This is a genomic window from Halarcobacter anaerophilus (assembly GCF_006459125.1).
Classification (GTDB): domain Bacteria; phylum Campylobacterota; class Campylobacteria; order Campylobacterales; family Arcobacteraceae; genus Halarcobacter; species Halarcobacter anaerophilus.
Genome location: NZ_CP041070.1, coordinates 257,565 through 276,981, shown reverse-complemented (window position 1 = coordinate 276,981; position 19,417 = coordinate 257,565). Strand labels below are relative to the sequence as shown.

Genomic DNA, 19,417 nt, shown 5'->3' with positions numbered 1-19,417 from the left:
TTAGAAGTAACCAAAATGTAATCGTCTGAATGTACAATTCCGTTATCTTAATTTTTTACGGAGATAAAAATGACAATCAAAAAAACAACACTTGCTTTATTTGCATCTGCTGCACTTACTGTATCTTTAAGTGCTAGAGATCAAATTAAAATTGTAGGTTCTTCTACAGTATACCCTTTCTCTTCTGCTGTAGCTGAAGAATTAGGTGCAACAACAAAATATCCAACTCCAGTAGTTGAATCAACAGGTTCAGGTGGAGGTATGAAACTTTTCTGTGCAGGAAACGGTTTAAACACTCCTGATATTACAAATGCTTCAAGAAGAATGAAAACAAAAGAGTTCAAACTTTGTGAAGAAAACGGAGTAACTGATATTACTGAATCGGTAATCGGATATGACGGTATCGCATTTGCACAAGATAAATCAAATAATGCTTTTAATGTTACAAGAGAGCAATTAGCATTAGCTGTTGCTGAAGAAGTACCTTCAAAAGACGGAAAATCTTTAATTAAAAACCCATATAAAAATTGGTCTGATATTGATTCTTCTTTACCAAACAGAGAAATCATCGTTTACGGACCGCCAAAATCTTCAGGAACAAGAGATGCTTTTGAAGAGCTAGTAATGCAACACATTTTCAAAAAAATGGCAGTTTATACAGATAAAGCAAAAGCTGATAAAAAATATAAAAAATACTCTGTAATAAGACAAGACGGTGTATATGTACCATCTGGTGAAAATGATAATATTATTGTTCAAAAACTAACTAAAAACAAAAATGCATTCGGTATTTTCGGATTCTCATTTTTAGAAGAGAACGAAGATAAATTATCTGGTGCTACAATCAATGGAATAGCTGCAACTCCTGATAATATTTCATCTGCAAAATATCCTGTATCAAGATCTCTTTTCTTCTATACAAAAAACTCTCATAAAAAAGATGTTCCTGCAATGAACAAATATATTGAGATGTTTATGTCTGAAAATATGATAGGAAAAGACGGAATCTTAAGTGAAATCGGATTAATCCCGTTACCGCAAGATTTTAGAACTTCAATCAGAAAAGATGTATTAGCAGGTAAAAAACTTACATTAGATGATTTATCTAAAAAATAAGTTAAAAGAGAAGTTTTCTTCTCTTTTAGACTTATAATTAGATTTTTAAAAACAAAAACCTACTTATAAGTCCAACTCTAAGGGAAAAGCTATAAAAAAGGATCTCGATATAAGCAAACTAGACTTTGCTTTTCAACCAATCATAAATACTTTTTCGGGTAAAACATTTGCCGTTGAAGCTCTTTTAAGAAATTGCCAAGAGTTAAATTTTGACTCTATAAAAGCATTTTTTGACTATTTGGCAAATAGTGAAACCCTATTTTACTATGATATAAAATTGAGAAAAAAAGCTTTAAAAAAATTTAATAAAATCGATATTCCCAATCTAAAGCTCTTTTACAATATAGATAACAGAGTCTTTGCAATGCCCAATAGAAAACTTGACGATACTATGGGTTTGCTAAATGAGTTTAACATCAAATCAGACAGATTGTGTTTTGAACTAACGGAGCATAATCCTTTTGAAGATGAAAAACTTTTTCAAGAGATTATCAATAATCTAAAACAAAATAGTATAAATATAGCAATCGATGATTTTGGAACGGGTATCTCAGGGCTTCATCTTTTATATATTTCAGATACCACTTTTATAAAAATTGATAGATTTTTTATAGAAAATATTCATAAAGACCACAAGAAAAGACTCTTTTGCTCTTCTATAGTTGAAATGGCTCATATAATGGGAATAAAAGTCATTGCAGAAGGTATTGAACAAAATGAAGAGTATTTCACCTGCAAAGATATTAAAGTTGATTATGTTCAAGGTTACCTTCTTTGCAGACCCAAAACTGATATTAAAGAGATAAAAAAAAGTTACAAAGACAAAAGTTTTTTTAAAAAAGACAGACGGCATTTAAGTAATTACATAGATAAATCTTTTATTCAAAAAATTGATCCTATAAATGAAAACTCATCTTTACATGATCTGTTTATATATTTTAAAGAGCATACTAAAAATACCTTTGTTCCTATTGTAAATGATGAAAAGAAAATTTTAGGTGCCGTTTATGAAGTAGATATAAAAAAAATATCATACTCTCAATACGGTTTGTCTTTGGCAAAAAATCAATCTTTTAAAGCAAAACTCAAACATTATTTACAACCTGTTCCCGAGATTGATATAAGCTGGGGAATTGACAAAGCTCTTGAAATATTTAATATGAGAAATGATGCAAAAGGTATTTTTGTAAGTAAAGACTCTATTTATTACGGCTTTATAAGCTTAAATAATCTGCTTTTGCTATCTTATAAAAGAAATCTCGAAATTGCAGAGAACCAAAACCCTCTAACAAAACTTCCCGGAAATAGTCAGATTGATGAGTTTATATATAGCGTTTTTGATAAAAAACTTCAAGCCCAAATTGTATATTTTGATTTTAACGACTTTAAACCCTTTAATGATACTTACGGTTTTAGATTGGGAGACAGAGCAATTTTAATGTTTTCAGAAATTTTACAAAAACATCTTTCAAGGGAGAGTTTTATTGCTCATATAGGTGGAGACGACTTTTTTGTAGGTTTTATAAATATGGCTTACGAAAATATCTATAATATTATTTTTGACATTCAAAAAGAGTTTGAACTAAACGTACAGAGTCTTTACAATGATACAGATACGAAAAACGGTCATATAACGGCAAAAGACAGATACGGGATAATAAGAGAGTTTAAACTTTTAAGCGTATCAGCTTCTATAATCGAAGTTTCAAAAAACAGTTCTTTAGAAAATTTCAATTCAAAACTAGGCGCTATAAAAAAAGCATCTAAAACAAAAAACAGCCCTTTTGGTATCTGCATTAATATGTAACTTCAATGTAACCATTTCGTAATACAATTGCCTAAATTTATTTGAAAGGTAAGAATTGCATTCATTTGAATCAAAAAACAGAACAACGGTAATTAAAGAGAAAGCTATTAAGACTGCTTTGATTGTTGCCTCAACCATCTCAATCTTAACCACTTTCGGGATTCTCTTTTCTATACTGTTTGAAGCTATCTCATTTTTTCAATTAAGAAGCTTCTGGTATTTTCTAACAGGTCTTGAGTGGTCTCCTGGTATTGTAGGAAGTAAATTCGGTGCTGTTCCTATTTTTGCAGGTACCTTAATGATTACCCTTATTGCTATGGCAGTTGCCATTCCAATCGGTCTTGGAAGTGCTGTATATTTAAGTGAATATGCATCAGCTAGAACAAGAGATTATTTAAAACCTCTTTTAGAAATATTAGCAGGTATTCCGACAGTTGTATACGGATTCTTTGCAGCTATTACAGTAGCCCCTTTTGTTGTTAAAGCCGCATCATTTTTCGGATTAGAAGCCACCTTTAATTCGGCTTTGGCTTCAGGAGTTGTTATGGGAGTTATGATTATCCCCGTTATTTCGTCACTCTCAGATGACGTAATAAAAGCAGTTCCCGATTCACAAAGAAAAGCCTCTTTAGGTCTTGGTATGACTCAAGGTGAAACTATAAAAAACATAGTATTACCTTCAGCGCTTCCGGGAATCATTTCAGCTACGCTTTTAGGTTTTTCAAAAGCTGTGGGAGAGACAATGATTGTTGTTATGGCAGCAGGTCTTAGACCAAACTTATCTCTTAATCCTTTAGAAGATATGACTACAGTAACAGTTAGAATCGTTGATGCATTAGTCGGTGACCAAGCATTTAATTCACCTGAGACTTTATCTGCTTTTGCCTTAGGTCTTGCACTATTTGTTATAACATTGATTTTGAATATTATCTCATTAACAATGATTAGAAAATTTAAAGAAAAATATAAAGTGAATACATTATGATAAAACAGAATGACAAACACAAAGATAATCCATTTTATGACCCGACTTTAAACAAAAGACATAGAAGTTCAAAAAGATTTAAAGTATTTACCGTAACATCATTAGTCTTTTCCATTGCTTTCCTTGCTTTTTTTCTTTATGATATGATTACTAAAGGAACTCCCGCATTTAAGCAAGCATATCTGCACATAAACGTAACATACAGCCAGGAAGCTAAAAACAACTATAGAAAAGCAATAGATAGAAAATATTCAAGAGTCGTTTCAAGAGCATGGCTTAGAACCGTTCCTACCCAAATGGAAGAAAATCCGGAACTAATAGGAAAAACTATAAAAACTTGGGTTTTAGCAGATGACCAAGTTGATCAATATATAAAAGGTCACTATTATAAATTGAAAAGAAAAGATAGAGCTCTTATAGATGATATGAAAGCCTACGGAGAAATAGATTTAAAATTTAGTAAACTTTTTTTCCAAAACGGTGACTCAAAGGCACCTGAATATGCAGGGCTTAAATCTGCAATAGTAGGTTCTATTTTAACACTTATTATTACAATGCTTTTTGCTTTTCCAGTAGGAGTAATGACGGCAATCTATCTAGAAGAGTTTGCGGATGACAATAAATTCACCCAAACTATTGAAGTAAATATAAACAATCTGGCAGCAATTCCTTCGATTCTCTTCGGACTTTTAGGGCTTGCAATTTTTATTAATCTTTTCGGTCTGCCTAGATCTTCCCCTTTAGTTGGAGGTTTAACCCTTGCTTTAATGACTCTACCTATAATCATAGTAAGTTCAAGAGCGGCACTAAGAGCGGTTCCCGATTCAATAAGACAAGCGGGATACGGTTTAGGACTTACAAAAATCGAAGTAACAAGAGATCATGTTTTACCCCTTGCATTTCCGGGGATTTTAACAGGTTCAATTATCGGTTTGGCTCAAGCTATGGGTGAAACTGCACCTTTAATTATTATAGGAATGATTGCTTTTATCCCCGATGCTCCGGGTTCGATTTTAGAAGCAGCTACTGTAATGCCTGCTCAACTTTTTACATGGGCAGGTATGCCTGAGAGAATGTATGTTGAAAAAACAGCTGCCGGAATTATGGTGTTATTGACAATCTTAATTTCGCTAAATTCATTGGCAATATATCTTAGAAAAAAATATGAAGTTAAATGGTAATAAGGAAAAATAAAAATGTCAAAAAATAAAATAAAAGTAGATGTAAAAGAATTAAATCTTTGGTATGGAGAGAATCATGCTCTTCATAGCATCACTGTACCACTTTACGAAAATAAAATAACTGCTTTAATCGGACCTTCAGGATGTGGAAAATCTACATTCTTAAGATGCTTAAACAGAATGAATGACTTAATCTCTATAGTTAAAATTGACGGTTCGGTTGTAATTGACGGGAAAAACATTTACGATAAAGATGTAGATGAAGTAAGCGTAAGAAAAAAAATAGGAATGGTTTTTCAACAACCTAACCCTTTTCCTAAATCTATTTACGACAATGTCTCTTATGCTCCTTTAAAACACGGTCATGTAAAAAAAGGAAGAGAATGTGACGAATTAGTTGAAAAATCTTTAAAAGATGCAGGTCTTTGGGGAGAAGTAAAAGATAAATTAAATGACCCGGGAACTTCCCTTTCAGGAGGGCAACAGCAAAGACTTTGTATTGCAAGAACAATAGCGGTTAAACCCGAAGTGATTTTAATGGATGAACCTACATCTGCCCTTGATCCTATTTCAACTGAAAAGATTGAAGCTTTAATGCTTGAATTAAAAGAGAAATATACAATTATAACAGTAACCCATAATATGCAGCAAGCTGCCAGAGTTGCGGATTATACGGCATTTTTTCATCTAGGAAAATTGATTGAATATGATGAAACTGATACGATTTTCGTAAACCCTACAAATAAAAAAACAGAAGATTATATTACAGGAAGGTTCGGATAATGTTAAAACCATATGAAGAAAACTTACAAAAAATAAGAGAAGAAATTTACGGTATAGGTGAAGAGATAATTTATGCAAATAAGATATCTCTTTCTGCATTAAAAGAGAATGACTTATCTATGTTAAAAGATGTGACCTTATCTATAAAAAATCTATCTATAAAAACAAATGAGATAGATAATTTAATAGTAAAAACACTTGCCCTTTACTCTCCTGAGGCAAAAGATTTAAGAGAGATGGTGTCATATCTTAAAATAACAAACGAAATGTTAAGAGCAGGTGCAAACTCTAAAATATTTGTTAAAACATTTAGACAATCTTTTACCAATGACTTGGATAAACACTCAATTTTAGAGTATGCAATTCCTCTATTAAAAGCATCAAACTCTGCTTTTGAAATTGCCGTAAGTTTGTTAAAAGAGACAGATGACAAAGCAATAGAAGCAGGATTTCGAAAAGTAAGCGTAGAAGAGAGTAAAACCGATGATTTATATGCAATAATCGGTAAAAACACTCTAAAACTTATTTCAAAAAATATTGAGTTGTCAAAAGACTATTTTGATGTATTAAGCAGTCTTAGAAGACTTGAAAAAACGGCAGATAGAGCAGCATCCATTGCAAACTTAATTTTATTTGCAAGAGTCGGCGGAGAGATTGAACAAGCAAAATAATTTTAATGAAAAAACTATTTTCAAATATAAAAGAGTATTTCAGCAACAACTATGAAGTTCTTGCCGCAGCAATAATTTTTACGATAATTATTGTTGCGGGATTTGAATTTTACAAAGCAATTGTTTTAATGCTTGAATTTATAGTTGTTATGGAAGTAGTGAAAATGATTTCTGATTTTATCAAAAAACAGAAATTAAGACTTAGGTTCGTAATTGATATATTTATAATTTTTCTAATAAGAGACGTAATTATAAATACCTCTTATCCAAATAAAGACTATTTTACAATACTTTTTCTTCTTTTTGTTATCTTTGTATTCTTTATTTTTAGGATTTTAGCAATAAAATATTCCCCGGGTGTTGTCAAACTTTTGAAAAATAAAAAAGAAGAAAACGATTAGATAAAAAAGTATAAAGTAAAAAGAATGAATGAAAAATTAATATTAATAGTAGAAGACGAAGAAGATATTTTAGAACTTTTGGAATACTCTTTACAAAAAGAGGGATATGAAACAATAGGCTTTTTAAACGTAAATGAAAAACTTGAAAAAGTATTAGATGAAGAGAAAATCGATTTAATTATTATGGATAGAAATCTTCCGGGAATAGACGGAACTGAATTTATAAATAAAATAAAAGAGAGAGGTTATGACACCCCTGTAATATATCTTACGGCAAAAGATAAAGATGAAGATATTTTAGAGGGTTTTGACGCTTATGCAGATGATTATATTACCAAACCTTTTAATGTTAAAGAGACTTTGGCAAGAATAAAAGCGATTATTAGAAGATCAAATAAAGAAGTAGATGTTTTAAAAGTAAGAGATATAGTTTATAAAGCAGCAAATAAAAAGTTTTATATCAACAATGAAGAGATTATTTTAACTCATTTAGAACACAATTTACTTTTGGAATTTATAAAAAACAGAGATATTTTAATGACAAGAGAACATCTGCTTGAAACTGTTTGGGAAGATTCTTACGACAAAAAACTAAAAACTGTTAATGTTGCGATAAAAAGATTAAAAGCAAAAATCGATCCTGACGGTACAAAAGATTATATTAAATCAATCAGAGGAGAAGGTTACTTGTTTTGCTAAAATTACATCAACTTTTTTTACGAACTTTTTCACTTATTTTTTTATTAATGTTACTTGTATTAAGTATTACCATATATTTTTGGTCAAAACATATATATTTAGATCAAATAGAGAAAAATCTTTCCCAGAATATCGATTCTCTCTCTTTTTCTTTTACGAATTTGGATAACGTAAAATATATAGTAAAAACCTTTAAAGCAAAAACAGGAAACAGAATTACCATAATAGATGAAAACGGAGTAGTAATCGCAGATAGCGATAAAAACATTAAAAGAATGGAAAACCACTCTAACAGATATGAGATAATTCACGCAAAATATAACGGATACGGTAAAAAAATCAGATTTTCCCATACTTTAGATCAAGAGCTTCTTTATGTTGCAAAAAAAATCGTAATCGATGATAAAATCTATTATATAAGATTAGCCGATTATACATATAAAATCCAAGATAACTTTACCGAGTTAGTATATCAGCTAATAGGTTTTATTGCCCTATTTTTAGGCGGTTTTTTTATTGTTACTTATTATTTAAGTTTAAAAATAAAAGATGAAACAAACTCAATTTTGGATTACTTAATTCAAATGAGCCACAAAAGACCCAAGCAGGAACTCTATTCGGATTTTTGTGAAGAGTTTAGCAAGATAACTAGACTTTTAAACAAAGTAGCAAGTAAATTATCAAAAAAAGAGAAACAAAAAGCAAAACAAAATGCCAAACTAAAACTGGCAAATAGACAAAAAGATGAAATAATATCGGCAATTTCCCATGAATTTAAAAATCCTATCGCAATTATAACGGGATATGCGGAGACTATCTTAAATGATAGGGATTTACCTGAAAAAATGCAAGAAAAGTTTTTAAATAAAATATACTCAAACGGGAATAAAATGTCTCAGATAATTGATAAATTAAGACTAACTTTAAAACTTGAAGAGGGTAAACAAAGTATTATGACAAGCGAATGCTCTTTATACTCTATCTTAAATGAAATTATTCCTGATTTAAAAGAAAAATATACGCAAAGAGATATTAATATAATAGGTGAAGATATTATAATAAAAGTAGATGAAACTCTTTTTTCGATGGCATTAACAAATCTAATAGAAAATGCCCTAAAATATTCGGAAGATGAAGTAGTAGTAAAAATAACCCCCTCAACTATTTCAGTAATAGACAAAGGTATAGGAATAGACGAAGAGGAAATTAAAAAGATTAATCAAAAATTTTACAGAGTATCTCAAAACGGTTGGAACAACTCATTAGGTCTTGGTCTTTTTATTGTTCATTCTATATTAAAACTTCACAATTTTGAGCTTAAAATAAGCAGTAAAATACATGAAGGTTCTGAATTTAGCATAAATTATTAAATATCACTTAAATTAAGTAATATTTAAGCATAAGTAGAATATTATTCCACCTCATTAACAAAATCGGAGAAAATAAATGAAATTTACTCAAATGGCAAAAGCTAACGAAATCGAAAGAGATTGGATAGTAGTAGATGCAACTGATAAAGTTTTTGGTAGAATTATTACTGAAGTTGCAACACTATTAAGAGGAAAACATAAGCCTTCATATACTCCCCATGTAGACTGTGGAGACAATGTAATTATCATCAATGCATCTAAAGCTAAATTTACAGGTGCTAAAATAGAAGATAAAAATTATTACACTCACTCTGGATATTTTGGAAGTACAAAAACTCACAAAATGTCTGAAATGCTAGAAAAAAATCCTGAAAAACTATATAAACTAGCTACAAGAGGTATGTTACCAAAAACAAAACTTGGTAAAGAGATGTTAAAAAAATTAAAAGTATACGCAGGAAGCGAACACCCACACACTGCGCAAATTAAAGGATAAGACTAATGGCAAAAGTATATGCAACAGGAAGAAGAAAGACTTCTATAGCTAAAGTATGGTTAGAAAACGGAAACGGTCAACTTACAATCAACGGTCAATCTTTAGATGCATGGTTAGGTGGACATGAAGCAATTAAAAAAAGAGTTATGCAACCACTAGAAGTATCTAAACAAGAATCATCAGTTAATGTTGTTGTTAAAACACTTGGCGGTGGTTACTCAGCACAAGCAGATGCTATCAGACACGGTATTTCAAGAGCTTTAGTTGCTTATGATGAGCAATTCAGAGCTATCTTAAAACCTTACGGTTTATTAACAAGAGATGCAAGATCTGTAGAGAGAAAAAAATACGGAAAGAAAAAAGCGAGAAAATCAACTCAGTTCTCAAAAAGATAATTTTTATACAAGAGCAATTTTTTTGCTTTTGCCGAAATTACACTACTTTCAAAGGAGACAAAAATTTTGTCTCCTTTTTTTTTAACTCATATATAAAAATACTGCAAAAGGTATATAAAAAAGTGAAATCAGACTAGATATAAAAACCGTTAAGGACATCTTCTCAGGTTTAACATTCAATAAAGTTGCAACGGTAACCGTATTTCCTGCAAGAGGAACAATAGAAAATAAAAACATAACCATATAAAGCCCCTTATCGTTTAAATAAAACAGAAAATGTTTATCTAAAAAAATAAAAACTAAAACAGTTGCAGGCCAGATTATAAATTTAATAAACATTGCATATGAGATAAATTTCATATCCACAAAAGAGCTGTTTAATTTTATCTTTTCCATTCCCATTCCAAGCAGCATCATTCCCAAAATTGCATAAGCACCTTTTAAATAAGAGCTATAAGATGAAAAAATTTCAGGCAGTTTAAAGCCCCATAAATTTAAAACAAGCCCTAAAATAAAAGCATATAAAACAGGGAGTTTTAAAACTTTTTTTATACTTTGCATAGCCGTAAAATTTCCCTTTGCGGTAATATAGTATCCAACAGAGTTTTGATAAAGAATCGAAGCTAAAACCGTAAATATAAAAATATCTACATATTTTGGCTCTAAAAACAAAATTGCCAGAGGAATTCCTATATTCCCCGTATTTCCCGTTGCCGTACTAAAAGCCAAAAGATTAGAAGTATTATCATCCCAAATCTTTTTAAAAAAAAGAAGGAGTAAAAAAGCAAGAACCGTACTAAAAAGGAAAAAAAACAGAGGCAGAAAAATTACCGAAAAGTCTAATTTCACATTTAATGTTGCATTAAAAACAATAAGAGGAGCCAAAATAAAAAGTAATATCTTAGCAACTGTTTCTTTGTCGCATTTTAAAAAGTATGTACTTAATGCACCCAAAACAATACTAAGATATAAAGGAAGAATTTTCCCTAAAAGCGTAAAAAAAACTGTCATGATTTATCTTTATCTTTGAAGTTGAAAAATAGTAACAAAAAAATAGTTAAAACTGCGTTATCCTCAATAAAAAAGTTTTAATAGGATATAATTTGCCTATGAAGATACTTATTAGAATATTTTTAATACAAATACTGTTTTTTTTTAACAGCTTTGCAAGTACGTTAAATCTATCAATTTCATCAAGTCCCAGTAGATTAAATCCTATTATTGCAGCAGATAGTGCAAGTTCGGAAATTACAAGATGGCTTTTTAACGGTTTGTTAAAATATGACAAAGACGGAAATATAGTAACAGATTTAGCCCAGTCTTATTATTTCAAAACAGATACAAAACTTATTTTCAAACTAAAAAAAGGTATTAAGTGGCACGATGGAGTAGAATTTAGCGCAGATGATGTAATCTTCACATATGAAAAAATTATTGATAAAAATATCTATACTGCTTTAAAATCAAATTATAAAGAGGTAAAATCCGTAAAAAAAATTGACAGATATACAATCGAAGTAGATTACAAAAGAGCTTATTTTAAAGCTTTGGTTATTTGGATGGTAGAGATTATTCCAAAACATCTTTTAGAAAATGAAAAAAATCTTATGAGTTCATTTTTTGATAGAAAACCTATAGGTACGGGTCCATACAAAATAAAAGAGTTTAAAACAGGGGAAGATATTAAACTTTTCGCAAATAAAGAGTATTTTGATGGAGAACCTAAAATAGAAAAGGTTCATTATAAATTTATTCCCGATACAAATACCTCTTTTTTAATGTTAAAACAAAAACAGCTTGATATAGGAGGCTTATCTCCTCTTCAAATAGATAGACAAATAAATACAAATTTTAGAAAAAATTTTAAAATAATCGAAAGACCCAGCTTCTCATATGATTATTTAGGTTTTAATTTAAGAAATAAAAAATTTCAAGATAAAAGAGTAAGAGAGGCTCTATCTTTGGGAATTAACAGACAAGAGTTGGTGGATATTCTCTTTTTCGGTCACGGAGAGGTTTGCAAAGGACCTTTTCTTCCGGGAAATTTTGCTTATAATGAAAACGTAAAAGCTATAAAACCTGATTTACAAAAAGCAAAAAAACTTTTAAAAGAAGCGGGATATGATGAAAAAAATCCTTTCTCTTTTGAAATTGTTACAAGTACAGGCGGAGATACAAGAATAAATGCGGCTCAAATAATTCAATACCAGCTTTCACAAATAGGAGTTAAAGTTACCATAAGAGTTATGGAGTGGCAGGCATTTTTGAATACGGTTGTTTTTCCAAGAAACTTTGAAACTGTTTTATTAGGCTGGAGTCTTGCTCTTATGCCTGACGCATATCCTCTTTGGCATAGTGATTCAGACAGACTTGGAGGATTTAATTTGGTGGGATATCACAATAAAGAAGTAGATAAACTTATTGAAAAAGGTTCTACAACAGTAGATATGGAAAAACTTTCAAAAATTTATAAAAAGCTTTTTACTATTATTTCAAATGACAAACCTTATCTGTTTTTATATATTCCAAACTCTATTACGGTTGTAAATTCAAAAATAAAAAATGTACAGCCTGCTTTTATAGGTATTATGCATAATCAAAAAGATTGGATAAAACCAGAATAGATATTAGTTAAAAAAATATATTCAACTATAAAGTTTTTTTCACTAAACTCTTTTATGACTTTATAAAGAAGGCTATTAATTGGAAAAAATTATACTTTTTGATCTTGATGGAACTTTAATCGATTCTACAGATGCAATCGTTTCTACTTTTCACCACTCTTTTGAAAAAATGAATTATGACTTTAAAGGAGATGATGAAGATATAAAATCTCTAATCGGTTATCCTTTAGATATTATGTTTCAAGAACTTGGTGTTGAACAAGAAGTCGTATGGGATTATGTAGATACTTATAAAAAAAGATATAAAGAGATATCAAAACAACAAACAGAACTTCTACAATTTGCAAAAGAGGCAATAGAACTTGCAAATACCTTTGCCAGACTTTCGGTTGTTACTACAAAAACGGGAATATATAGTCAAGAACTTTTAGAGCACCTTGAACTAATGAAATATTTCGAGTTTGTAACAGGAAGAGAGCATGTAGAAAATCCCAAACCTCATCCTGAACCTATTCATAAAACCTTAGACCTAATGAACATAAAAAATACTTGTGATATCTGGATGGTAGGAGATACTGAACTTGATTTAATAGCTGCAAACAGTGCAGGTATAAACTCTATTGGTGTTTTATGCGGTTACGGAAAAGAAGAGAGTTTAAAAGAGCATACTTCGTATATTGCAAATAACCCCTTAGAAGCAGTTAAACTTATAAAAAAATTATCTGAAAGCTAAAAGCAAAACTTAAATTCTTCATAAATTGTGTAGTTAATTAATTATATTAATTAATATAAACTTATTTCTGTTAATATTCAAGAGTATATAAGTTAAGTTTAATTAATATCAAAACATAAGAATTACTATATTTGAAGGATATCAAATGTCAAAAAAATTTGCTACAATGGACGGTAATGAGGCAGCTTCATATGTATCATACGCTTTTACGGAAGTTGCCGGTGTTTATCCTATTACGCCCTCATCACAAATGGGTGATAATGTAGAAAAATGGGCAACTCAAGGTAAAAAAAATCTTTTCGGTTCTACAGTAAAAGTTATAGAAATGCAAAGTGAAGCAGGTGCTGCGGGAACTTTTCACGGTTCACTTCAAGCAGGTGCTTTAACAACTACTTTTACCGCCTCTCAAGGTCTACTTCTTAAAATTCCTAATATGTATAAAGTTGCAGGACAGTTATTACCGGGTGTTATTCATGTGGCAGCTCGTTCTTTGGCAACTCACGCTTTATCGATTTTCGGAGACCACCAAGATGTAATGAGTACGAGAGCTACGGGTTTTGCAATGATGTCAACATCTTCGGTTCAAGAAGTTATGGACTTAGGCGGGGTTGCGCATCTATCTGCAATAAAAGGAAGAGTCCCTTTTTTACACTTCTTTGACGGATTTAGAACATCTCATGAAATAAATAAAGTTGAAGTGATGCCTTATGAAGTTTTTGACAGATTAATCGATTATGATGCAGTACAAAGATTCAGAGATACTTCACTTAATCCGGAATCTCCCGTAACAAGAGGTACCGCACAAAACGATGATATCTACTTCCAAGGAAGAGAAGCTGCAAATAAATATTATGAAGCTTTACCTGATATCGTAAATAATTATATGAAAGAGATTTCAAAAGTAACAGGAAGAGATTATGCTCCTTTTACTTTTTACGGAGATCCAGAAGCTACAGATATAATTGTAGCAATGGGTTCGGTAAATGAAACTATCAGAGAAACCGTTGATTTCCTAAGAAAAACTGAAGGAAGAAAAGTAGGATTACTAATCGTACATCTATTTAGACCTTTTAGTACAAAATATTTTATGGATGCACTTCCTGATTCTGTAGAGAGAATTTGTGTAATTGACAGAACAAAAGAAGCGGGAAGTTTAGGAGAACCGTTATTTTTAGATGTAAAAGCAGTATTCTATGAACAAGAGAAAAAACCTCTTATTATAGGTGGAAGATACGGTTTATCATCAAAAGATGTTCCGCCTAACCAAATTATTGCTTTATTTGATAACCTAGCAAGCCAAAATCCAAAAAATCACTTTACGGTAGGTATTAATGATGATGTAACTTTTACTTCTATAGATGTAAAAGAGAGTATTTCCGTTGTTGAAGATGTAAGTGAATGTTTATTTTACGGACTTGGAGCAGACGGTACTGTAGGAGCTAATAAAAACTCCGTAAAAATTATAGGGGATAAAACAGATCTTTATGCTCAAGCATATTTTGCATACGACTCTAAAAAAAGCGGCGGTTATACGAGATCTCACCTAAGATTTAGCAAAAATCCTATTAGATCTACATATTTGGTAAATTCACCTAAATTTATTGCATGTTCAAAAGAGATATATTTAGAGCAGTATGAAGTAATAGACAGAATTAAACAAGGAGGAACTTTTTTACTTAACTCAATCTATTCAGTAGAAGAGATAGCAAATAAAATTCCTGATAGAGTTAAAAAAATTATTGCAGATAAAGAAGTTAAATTTTATATCATCAATGCAACTAAAATTGCAAGAGATATAGGTTTAGGAACAAGAACAAATACTATTATGCAAGCAGCTTTCTTTAAACTTGCGGATATTATCCCTTATGAAGAAGCTAAAACATATATGAAAGAGTATGCAGAAAAAGCTTACGGTAACAAAGGTGAAGAGATAGTAAAAATGAACTACCTTGCTATTGATTCGGGAGAAGAAGGACTTGTTGAAGTTCCTGTTGATTCTGCATGGTCAAACTTAGAAGGCGGAGAATTAGTAGTTAAATCTCAATACCACGGAAGTGAATATGTAGAAAAATTTGCAAAAGTAGTAAATGCCGCAAAAGGTGATGAACTTCCCGTATCCTCAATCGTAAATCTCGGAATGGAGTGCGGAACTTTTGAAAACGGTTCTACAAAATATGAAAAAAGAGCTATCGCAACTATGGTTCCTCAATGGAACGAAGATACCTGTATTCAATGTAACCAATGTGCATTTGAGTGTCCGCATGCAGTTATCAGACCGTTTTTAATGGATGAAGAAGAGTTTGGAAGTGCCCCTGAAGGCGTAAAAACACACTCTCTGGATGCAAAAGCAAAAGGAACAAAAGATCAAGGTTTAAAATATAAAATCCAAGTCTCTATTATGGATTGTACTGGATGTAATGTTTGTGTTGATATTTGTCCTACAAAAGAGAAATCTCTTAAAATGGTTCCATATGAAGTTGAAGATGAAAATAAAGAACAGGAAAATGCCGATTATCTATTTAATGATGTAACATATAAAGACTACTTGGTTAAAAAAGATACGGTACAAGGTTCGCAATTTGCTCAACCTCTGTTTGAATTCCACTCAGCTTGTCCCGGATGCGGTGAAACTCCGTATATTACTCTTGCTACTCAACTCTTCGGTGATAGAATGATGGTTTCAAATGCTACAGGATGTTCATCTATTTATTCAGCTTCAGCACCTTCAACACCGTTTACAAAGAATGCAAAAGGTGAAGGTCCAGCATGGGCAAATTCACTGTTTGAAGATGCGGCAGAGTTTGGATACGGTATGCATGCTGCAAATGAGACTATCAGAAACAGAATGGGCAATATCATGCAAGAGACTATGGAAAAAGTAACTAATCCTTTAAAAGGTCTTTATAAAGAGTGGTTGGAAAATAGAAGTAATGGAGTTAAAACTCAAGAAATCAGAGATAAACTTGTTCCTCAATTAGAACAAAATCAAGATTTGCCTGGAGTAAAAGAGTTATTAAGTCTTAAAAAATACATTGTAAGAAAATCTCAATGGATAATCGGTGGTGACGGTTGGGCATATGATATCGGATATGGAGGACTTGACCATGTTCTCTCAACAGGAGAGAATGTAAATATGCTGGTTGTTGATACTGAAGTTTACTCAAATACGGGAGGCCAATCTTCAAAAGCGGCAAGAACAGGTTCTATTGCAGACTTTACAAATGACGGGAAACCGAATAAAAACAAAGACTTAGGATATATCTCTATGACCTACGGAAATATCTTTGTTGCACAAATTAACTCAAGAGCAAATCAAAAACATGCGGTACAAGCTATGAAAGAAGCTGAAGAGTATGACGGACCTTCATTGATTATTGCGTACTCTCCTTGTATTGCTCACGGAATCCAAGGTGGACTTATGAAATCGGTAGAACAAGGTAAACTTGCAACTGATTGCGGATATTGGCCTATTTATACTTTTGATCCGAGAAAAATTGATCAAGGACAAAATCCAATCAAAATCTCAGGGAAAAAACCCGACTGGGAAAAATATGATGAGTTCTTAATGAAAGAGACAAGATATAGATCAATTAAAAAAATAAATCCCGAACATGCAGACTTTTTACTAGAACAAAATAAAAAAGATGCTCAGTACAGATTTAGACAATTAAAGAGAATGGCAGCAGCTGATTACTCTGATGAAATAGAAGAATAATAAGTTTAACTTATCACAAAAACTGCTTTTTAGTGGACATATGTTCACTAAAAAGCCCCATAAAATGGACATATGTTCACCATTTCAATAAATTTTAAAATTCCACAATTTTTGTACATAACTATTACATATTTTAATTATACGCTAAGTTTTGTTTTCATAAACTTTGCGCAGACAAATTAGATGAGTCTATTAAGCTAAAATAAATTTTAGGAGCAAACATGCTAGAAATTAGATGGCACAGCCGTGCTGGTCAAGGTGCCGTAACAGGTGCTAAAGGGCTAGGTTCAGTTGTTGCTGAGACGGGGAAGGAAGTGCAAGCTTTTGCATTCTACGGTTCTGCAAAAAGAGGTGCATCAATGACTGCATATAATAGAATAGATGATAAACAAATCATAAATCATGAAAAGTTTATGCATCCAAATTATGTATTTATTCTTGACCCGGCATTAGCATTTACTGATGATTTTACAGCACATGAAACAGAGCAAACACAATATATCATTACAACTCACTTGACAAAAGATGAGTTGATACAATTAGTCCCTGCACTGCAAGGAAGAGAAGATAGAACTTATATTTTAGACTGTCTAAAAATCTCTCAAGAGACTATAGGAAGACCGATTCCTAATACTCCAATGTTAGGTGCATTTATGAAAATCAGCGGAATGTTTGAACTTGAATATTTTCAAAATGCAATGAGAAAAGTACTAAAAAAATTGCCTCCAAAAGTAATCGATGCAAACATGATTGCTATAAAAAGAGCATATGACGAAGTACACTAAGGAGCAACAATGAGTAAATCAATTAAAGATATGGGATGGGACGAATTAGTTCCGGGAGCTGCATTATACTCTTTTGATTCGAATGTTGATTATCTTATGGCTGAAACACAACCTGAAGATAGAACTTATTGCGAAACAAACTCTAAAAATGCATATGTTGGAGATTGGAGAGTAATTAAACCGGTATGGAACAGTGAACTATGTATCGACTGTCAAAACTGCTGGGTTTTCTGTCCGGATACAGCAATTATCTCAAGAGAGAAAGAGATGAAAGGTGTAGATTACGATCACTGTAAAGGATGCGGAATCTGTGTTCAAGTATGTCCTACAAATCCAAAATCACTATTAATGTTTAATGAAACTGAAAAAAACGAAGATGCACTTACAAAGTGGCCTGAGAAGAAAAAAAAGGGTGAAGAATAATGAATAGCAAACAAATGGAACTAAATGAAGTAGAAGTTTGGGACGGTAATACCTGTAATGCACAAGCATTAAGACAAGCTAGTGTTGATGTTGTTGCGGCATACCCTATTACTCCATCTACAAATACTGTTGAAAACTATGCGACTTTCCATGCAAACGGTTATGTTGACGGTGAGTTTATAATGGTTGAATCTGAACATGCTGCAATGTCTGCCTGTGTGGGTGCAGCGGCGGCTGGAGGAAGAGTTGCGACTGCTACGTCATCTCAAGGTTGTGCCCTTATGGTTGAAGTTCTTTACCAATGTTCGGGGATGAGACTTCCTGCTGTATTATGCCTTGTGAATAGAGCTTTAGCTGCACCTTTAAATGTAAACGGTGACCACTCTGATATGTATCTTACAAGAGATGCAGGATGGATTCAACTAGATTCATTTAATGCACAAAATGCTTATGACTTAACATTAATGGCATTTAAAATCGGTGAACATATGGATGTTAGACTTCCTGTTATTTCAAATCAAGACGGATTTTTAACTTCACATACGGCACAAACAGTAAGACCTCTTAAAGATGAAGTTGCTTATAACTTTATAGGAGATTATGTACCCGTAAATGCTATGTTGGATTTTTCAAAACCCGTAACTCACGGGGTTCAAACAGAACATGACTGGCATTTTGAGCATAAAGCAAAACAACATGCTGCACTTCAAGCTGCATTTCCTGTAGTTGAAGAGGTATTTAAAGAGTTCAAAGAGTTAACAGGTAGAGAATATAATATCGTAGAGACTCATAATCTTGAAGGTGCAGATGTTGCTATTATCTGTTTAGGTACAACATATGAAACTGCAACAATTGCGGCAGATGAACTAAAAGAAGAAGGTATAAAAGCAGCAGTAGTATCTCCAAGACTTTTTAGACCCTTTCCTTTAACACAATTAGCTCAAAAATTACAAAACGTAAAAGCTATTGCATGTATGGATAGATCAGCTCCAGGAGGAACAGTAGGTGCTTTATATAATGAAGTTGCAGGAGCATTGATTAATACGGAAGCAAGACCTGTAATGAGAAACTTAATTTACGGATTAGGCGGTAGAGATATAACTGTACATGAGTTAAAAGATATTTTTAGAGATTTGGCAAAAGATGCTGAAAATGGAAAAATAACTGGAAAAATCCAAAGACTTCACGGAGTTAGAGGACCAGAATTAAGCTTTTATGAGCTGTAAGGAATAA

The 19,417-nt window shown here is 31.8% G+C and carries 18 protein-coding genes; 17 read left to right on the top strand and 1 reads right to left on the bottom strand.

Annotated features, from left to right (window positions below; translation table 11 throughout):
- Nucleotides 1-75: 75 nt before the first annotated feature.
- The 11 genes from AANAER_RS01405 (at nt 76) to rpsI (ending at nt 9,904) form a co-directional block, all read left to right on the top strand.
- Nucleotides 76-1,116, top strand: a complete 1,041-nt coding sequence (locus AANAER_RS01405) for a PstS family phosphate ABC transporter substrate-binding protein (protein WP_407646611.1) — start codon at nt 76-78, stop codon at nt 1,114-1,116.
- Nucleotides 1,117-1,207: 91 nt separating this feature from the next.
- Complete coding sequence (locus AANAER_RS01400) at nt 1,208-2,923, top strand: GGDEF domain-containing protein (protein ID WP_129081455.1); 1,716 nt, start codon at nt 1,208-1,210, stop codon at nt 2,921-2,923.
- A gap of 55 nt (nt 2,924-2,978) precedes the next feature.
- Nucleotides 2,979-3,908 (top strand): phosphate ABC transporter permease subunit PstC, encoded by a 930-nt coding sequence (gene pstC, locus AANAER_RS01395; RefSeq protein ID WP_044416578.1) that lies wholly within the window; start codon nt 2,979-2,981, stop codon nt 3,906-3,908.
- Nucleotides 3,905-5,089: a phosphate ABC transporter permease PstA gene (gene pstA, locus AANAER_RS01390; RefSeq protein ID WP_129081454.1), complete on the top strand. Its 1,185-nt coding sequence runs from the start codon at nt 3,905-3,907 to the stop codon at nt 5,087-5,089. Before pstC ends, pstA begins: the two co-directional genes overlap by 4 nt.
- A gap of 15 nt (nt 5,090-5,104) precedes the next feature.
- Nucleotides 5,105-5,872 carry a phosphate ABC transporter ATP-binding protein PstB gene (pstB, locus tag AANAER_RS01385; protein ID WP_129081453.1) on the top strand — a complete coding sequence of 256 codons (768 nt, stop codon included), beginning with the start codon at nt 5,105-5,107 and terminating at the stop codon, nt 5,870-5,872.
- A complete protein-coding gene (locus tag AANAER_RS01380) occupies nt 5,872-6,543 on the top strand; it encodes a phosphate signaling complex PhoU family protein (protein WP_044416584.1) in 672 nt (223 codons plus the stop codon). Before pstB ends, AANAER_RS01380 begins: the two co-directional genes overlap by 1 nt.
- Before the next feature lie 5 nt (nt 6,544-6,548).
- On the top strand, nt 6,549-6,944 hold the full coding sequence (locus tag AANAER_RS01375; protein ID WP_129081452.1) for a phosphate-starvation-inducible PsiE family protein: 396 nt from the start codon (nt 6,549-6,551) through the stop codon (nt 6,942-6,944).
- 24 nt (nt 6,945-6,968) lie between these two features.
- A complete protein-coding gene (locus AANAER_RS01370; protein WP_044416588.1) occupies nt 6,969-7,643 on the top strand; it encodes a response regulator transcription factor in 675 nt (224 codons plus the stop codon).
- Complete coding sequence (locus AANAER_RS01365) at nt 7,637-9,013, top strand: sensor histidine kinase (RefSeq protein WP_129081451.1); 1,377 nt, start codon at nt 7,637-7,639, stop codon at nt 9,011-9,013. Before AANAER_RS01370 ends, AANAER_RS01365 begins: the two co-directional genes overlap by 7 nt.
- Before the next feature lie 76 nt (nt 9,014-9,089).
- Nucleotides 9,090-9,509 (top strand): 50S ribosomal protein L13, encoded by a 420-nt coding sequence (gene rplM, locus AANAER_RS01360; RefSeq protein ID WP_044416593.1) that lies wholly within the window; start codon nt 9,090-9,092, stop codon nt 9,507-9,509.
- Nucleotides 9,510-9,514: 5 nt separating this feature from the next.
- Nucleotides 9,515-9,904 (top strand): 30S ribosomal protein S9, encoded by a 390-nt coding sequence (rpsI, locus tag AANAER_RS01355; RefSeq protein ID WP_044416595.1) that lies wholly within the window; start codon nt 9,515-9,517, stop codon nt 9,902-9,904.
- Nucleotides 9,905-9,985: 81 nt separating this feature from the next.
- On the opposite strand, the gene AANAER_RS01350 is transcribed toward rpsI, so the two are convergent.
- Nucleotides 9,986-10,915 (bottom strand): AEC family transporter, encoded by a 930-nt coding sequence (locus AANAER_RS01350; RefSeq protein WP_129081450.1) that lies wholly within the window; start codon nt 10,913-10,915, stop codon nt 9,986-9,988.
- Between the two features lie 98 nt (nt 10,916-11,013).
- On the opposite strand from AANAER_RS01350, the gene AANAER_RS01345 reads away from it, so the two are divergent.
- The 6 genes from AANAER_RS01345 (at nt 11,014) to AANAER_RS01320 (ending at nt 19,410) form a co-directional block, all read left to right on the top strand.
- Nucleotides 11,014-12,528 carry a peptide-binding protein gene (locus tag AANAER_RS01345; RefSeq protein ID WP_129081449.1) on the top strand — a complete coding sequence of 505 codons (1,515 nt, stop codon included), beginning with the start codon at nt 11,014-11,016 and terminating at the stop codon, nt 12,526-12,528.
- 79 nt (nt 12,529-12,607) lie between these two features.
- Nucleotides 12,608-13,261, top strand: a complete 654-nt coding sequence (locus AANAER_RS01340) for an HAD family hydrolase (protein WP_129081448.1) — start codon at nt 12,608-12,610, stop codon at nt 13,259-13,261.
- A 145-nt stretch (nt 13,262-13,406) separates the two neighbouring features.
- The gene (nifJ, locus tag AANAER_RS01335; protein WP_129081447.1) at nt 13,407-16,976 is read left to right on the top strand and encodes a pyruvate:ferredoxin (flavodoxin) oxidoreductase; all 3,570 of its coding nucleotides are present in this window, start codon (nt 13,407-13,409) and stop codon (nt 16,974-16,976) included.
- 221 nt (nt 16,977-17,197) lie between these two features.
- Nucleotides 17,198-17,761 (top strand): pyruvate flavodoxin oxidoreductase subunit gamma, encoded by a 564-nt coding sequence (locus tag AANAER_RS01330; RefSeq protein ID WP_044416599.1) that lies wholly within the window; start codon nt 17,198-17,200, stop codon nt 17,759-17,761.
- A gap of 9 nt (nt 17,762-17,770) precedes the next feature.
- Nucleotides 17,771-18,184: a 4Fe-4S binding protein gene (locus tag AANAER_RS01325; protein WP_044416601.1), complete on the top strand. Its 414-nt coding sequence runs from the start codon at nt 17,771-17,773 to the stop codon at nt 18,182-18,184.
- The gene (locus AANAER_RS01320; protein WP_129081446.1) at nt 18,184-19,410 is read left to right on the top strand and encodes a 2-oxoacid:ferredoxin oxidoreductase subunit alpha; all 1,227 of its coding nucleotides are present in this window, start codon (nt 18,184-18,186) and stop codon (nt 19,408-19,410) included. The genes AANAER_RS01325 and AANAER_RS01320 overlap by 1 nt, the downstream gene beginning before the upstream one ends.
- The last annotated feature ends 7 nt before the right edge of the window (nt 19,411-19,417 follow it).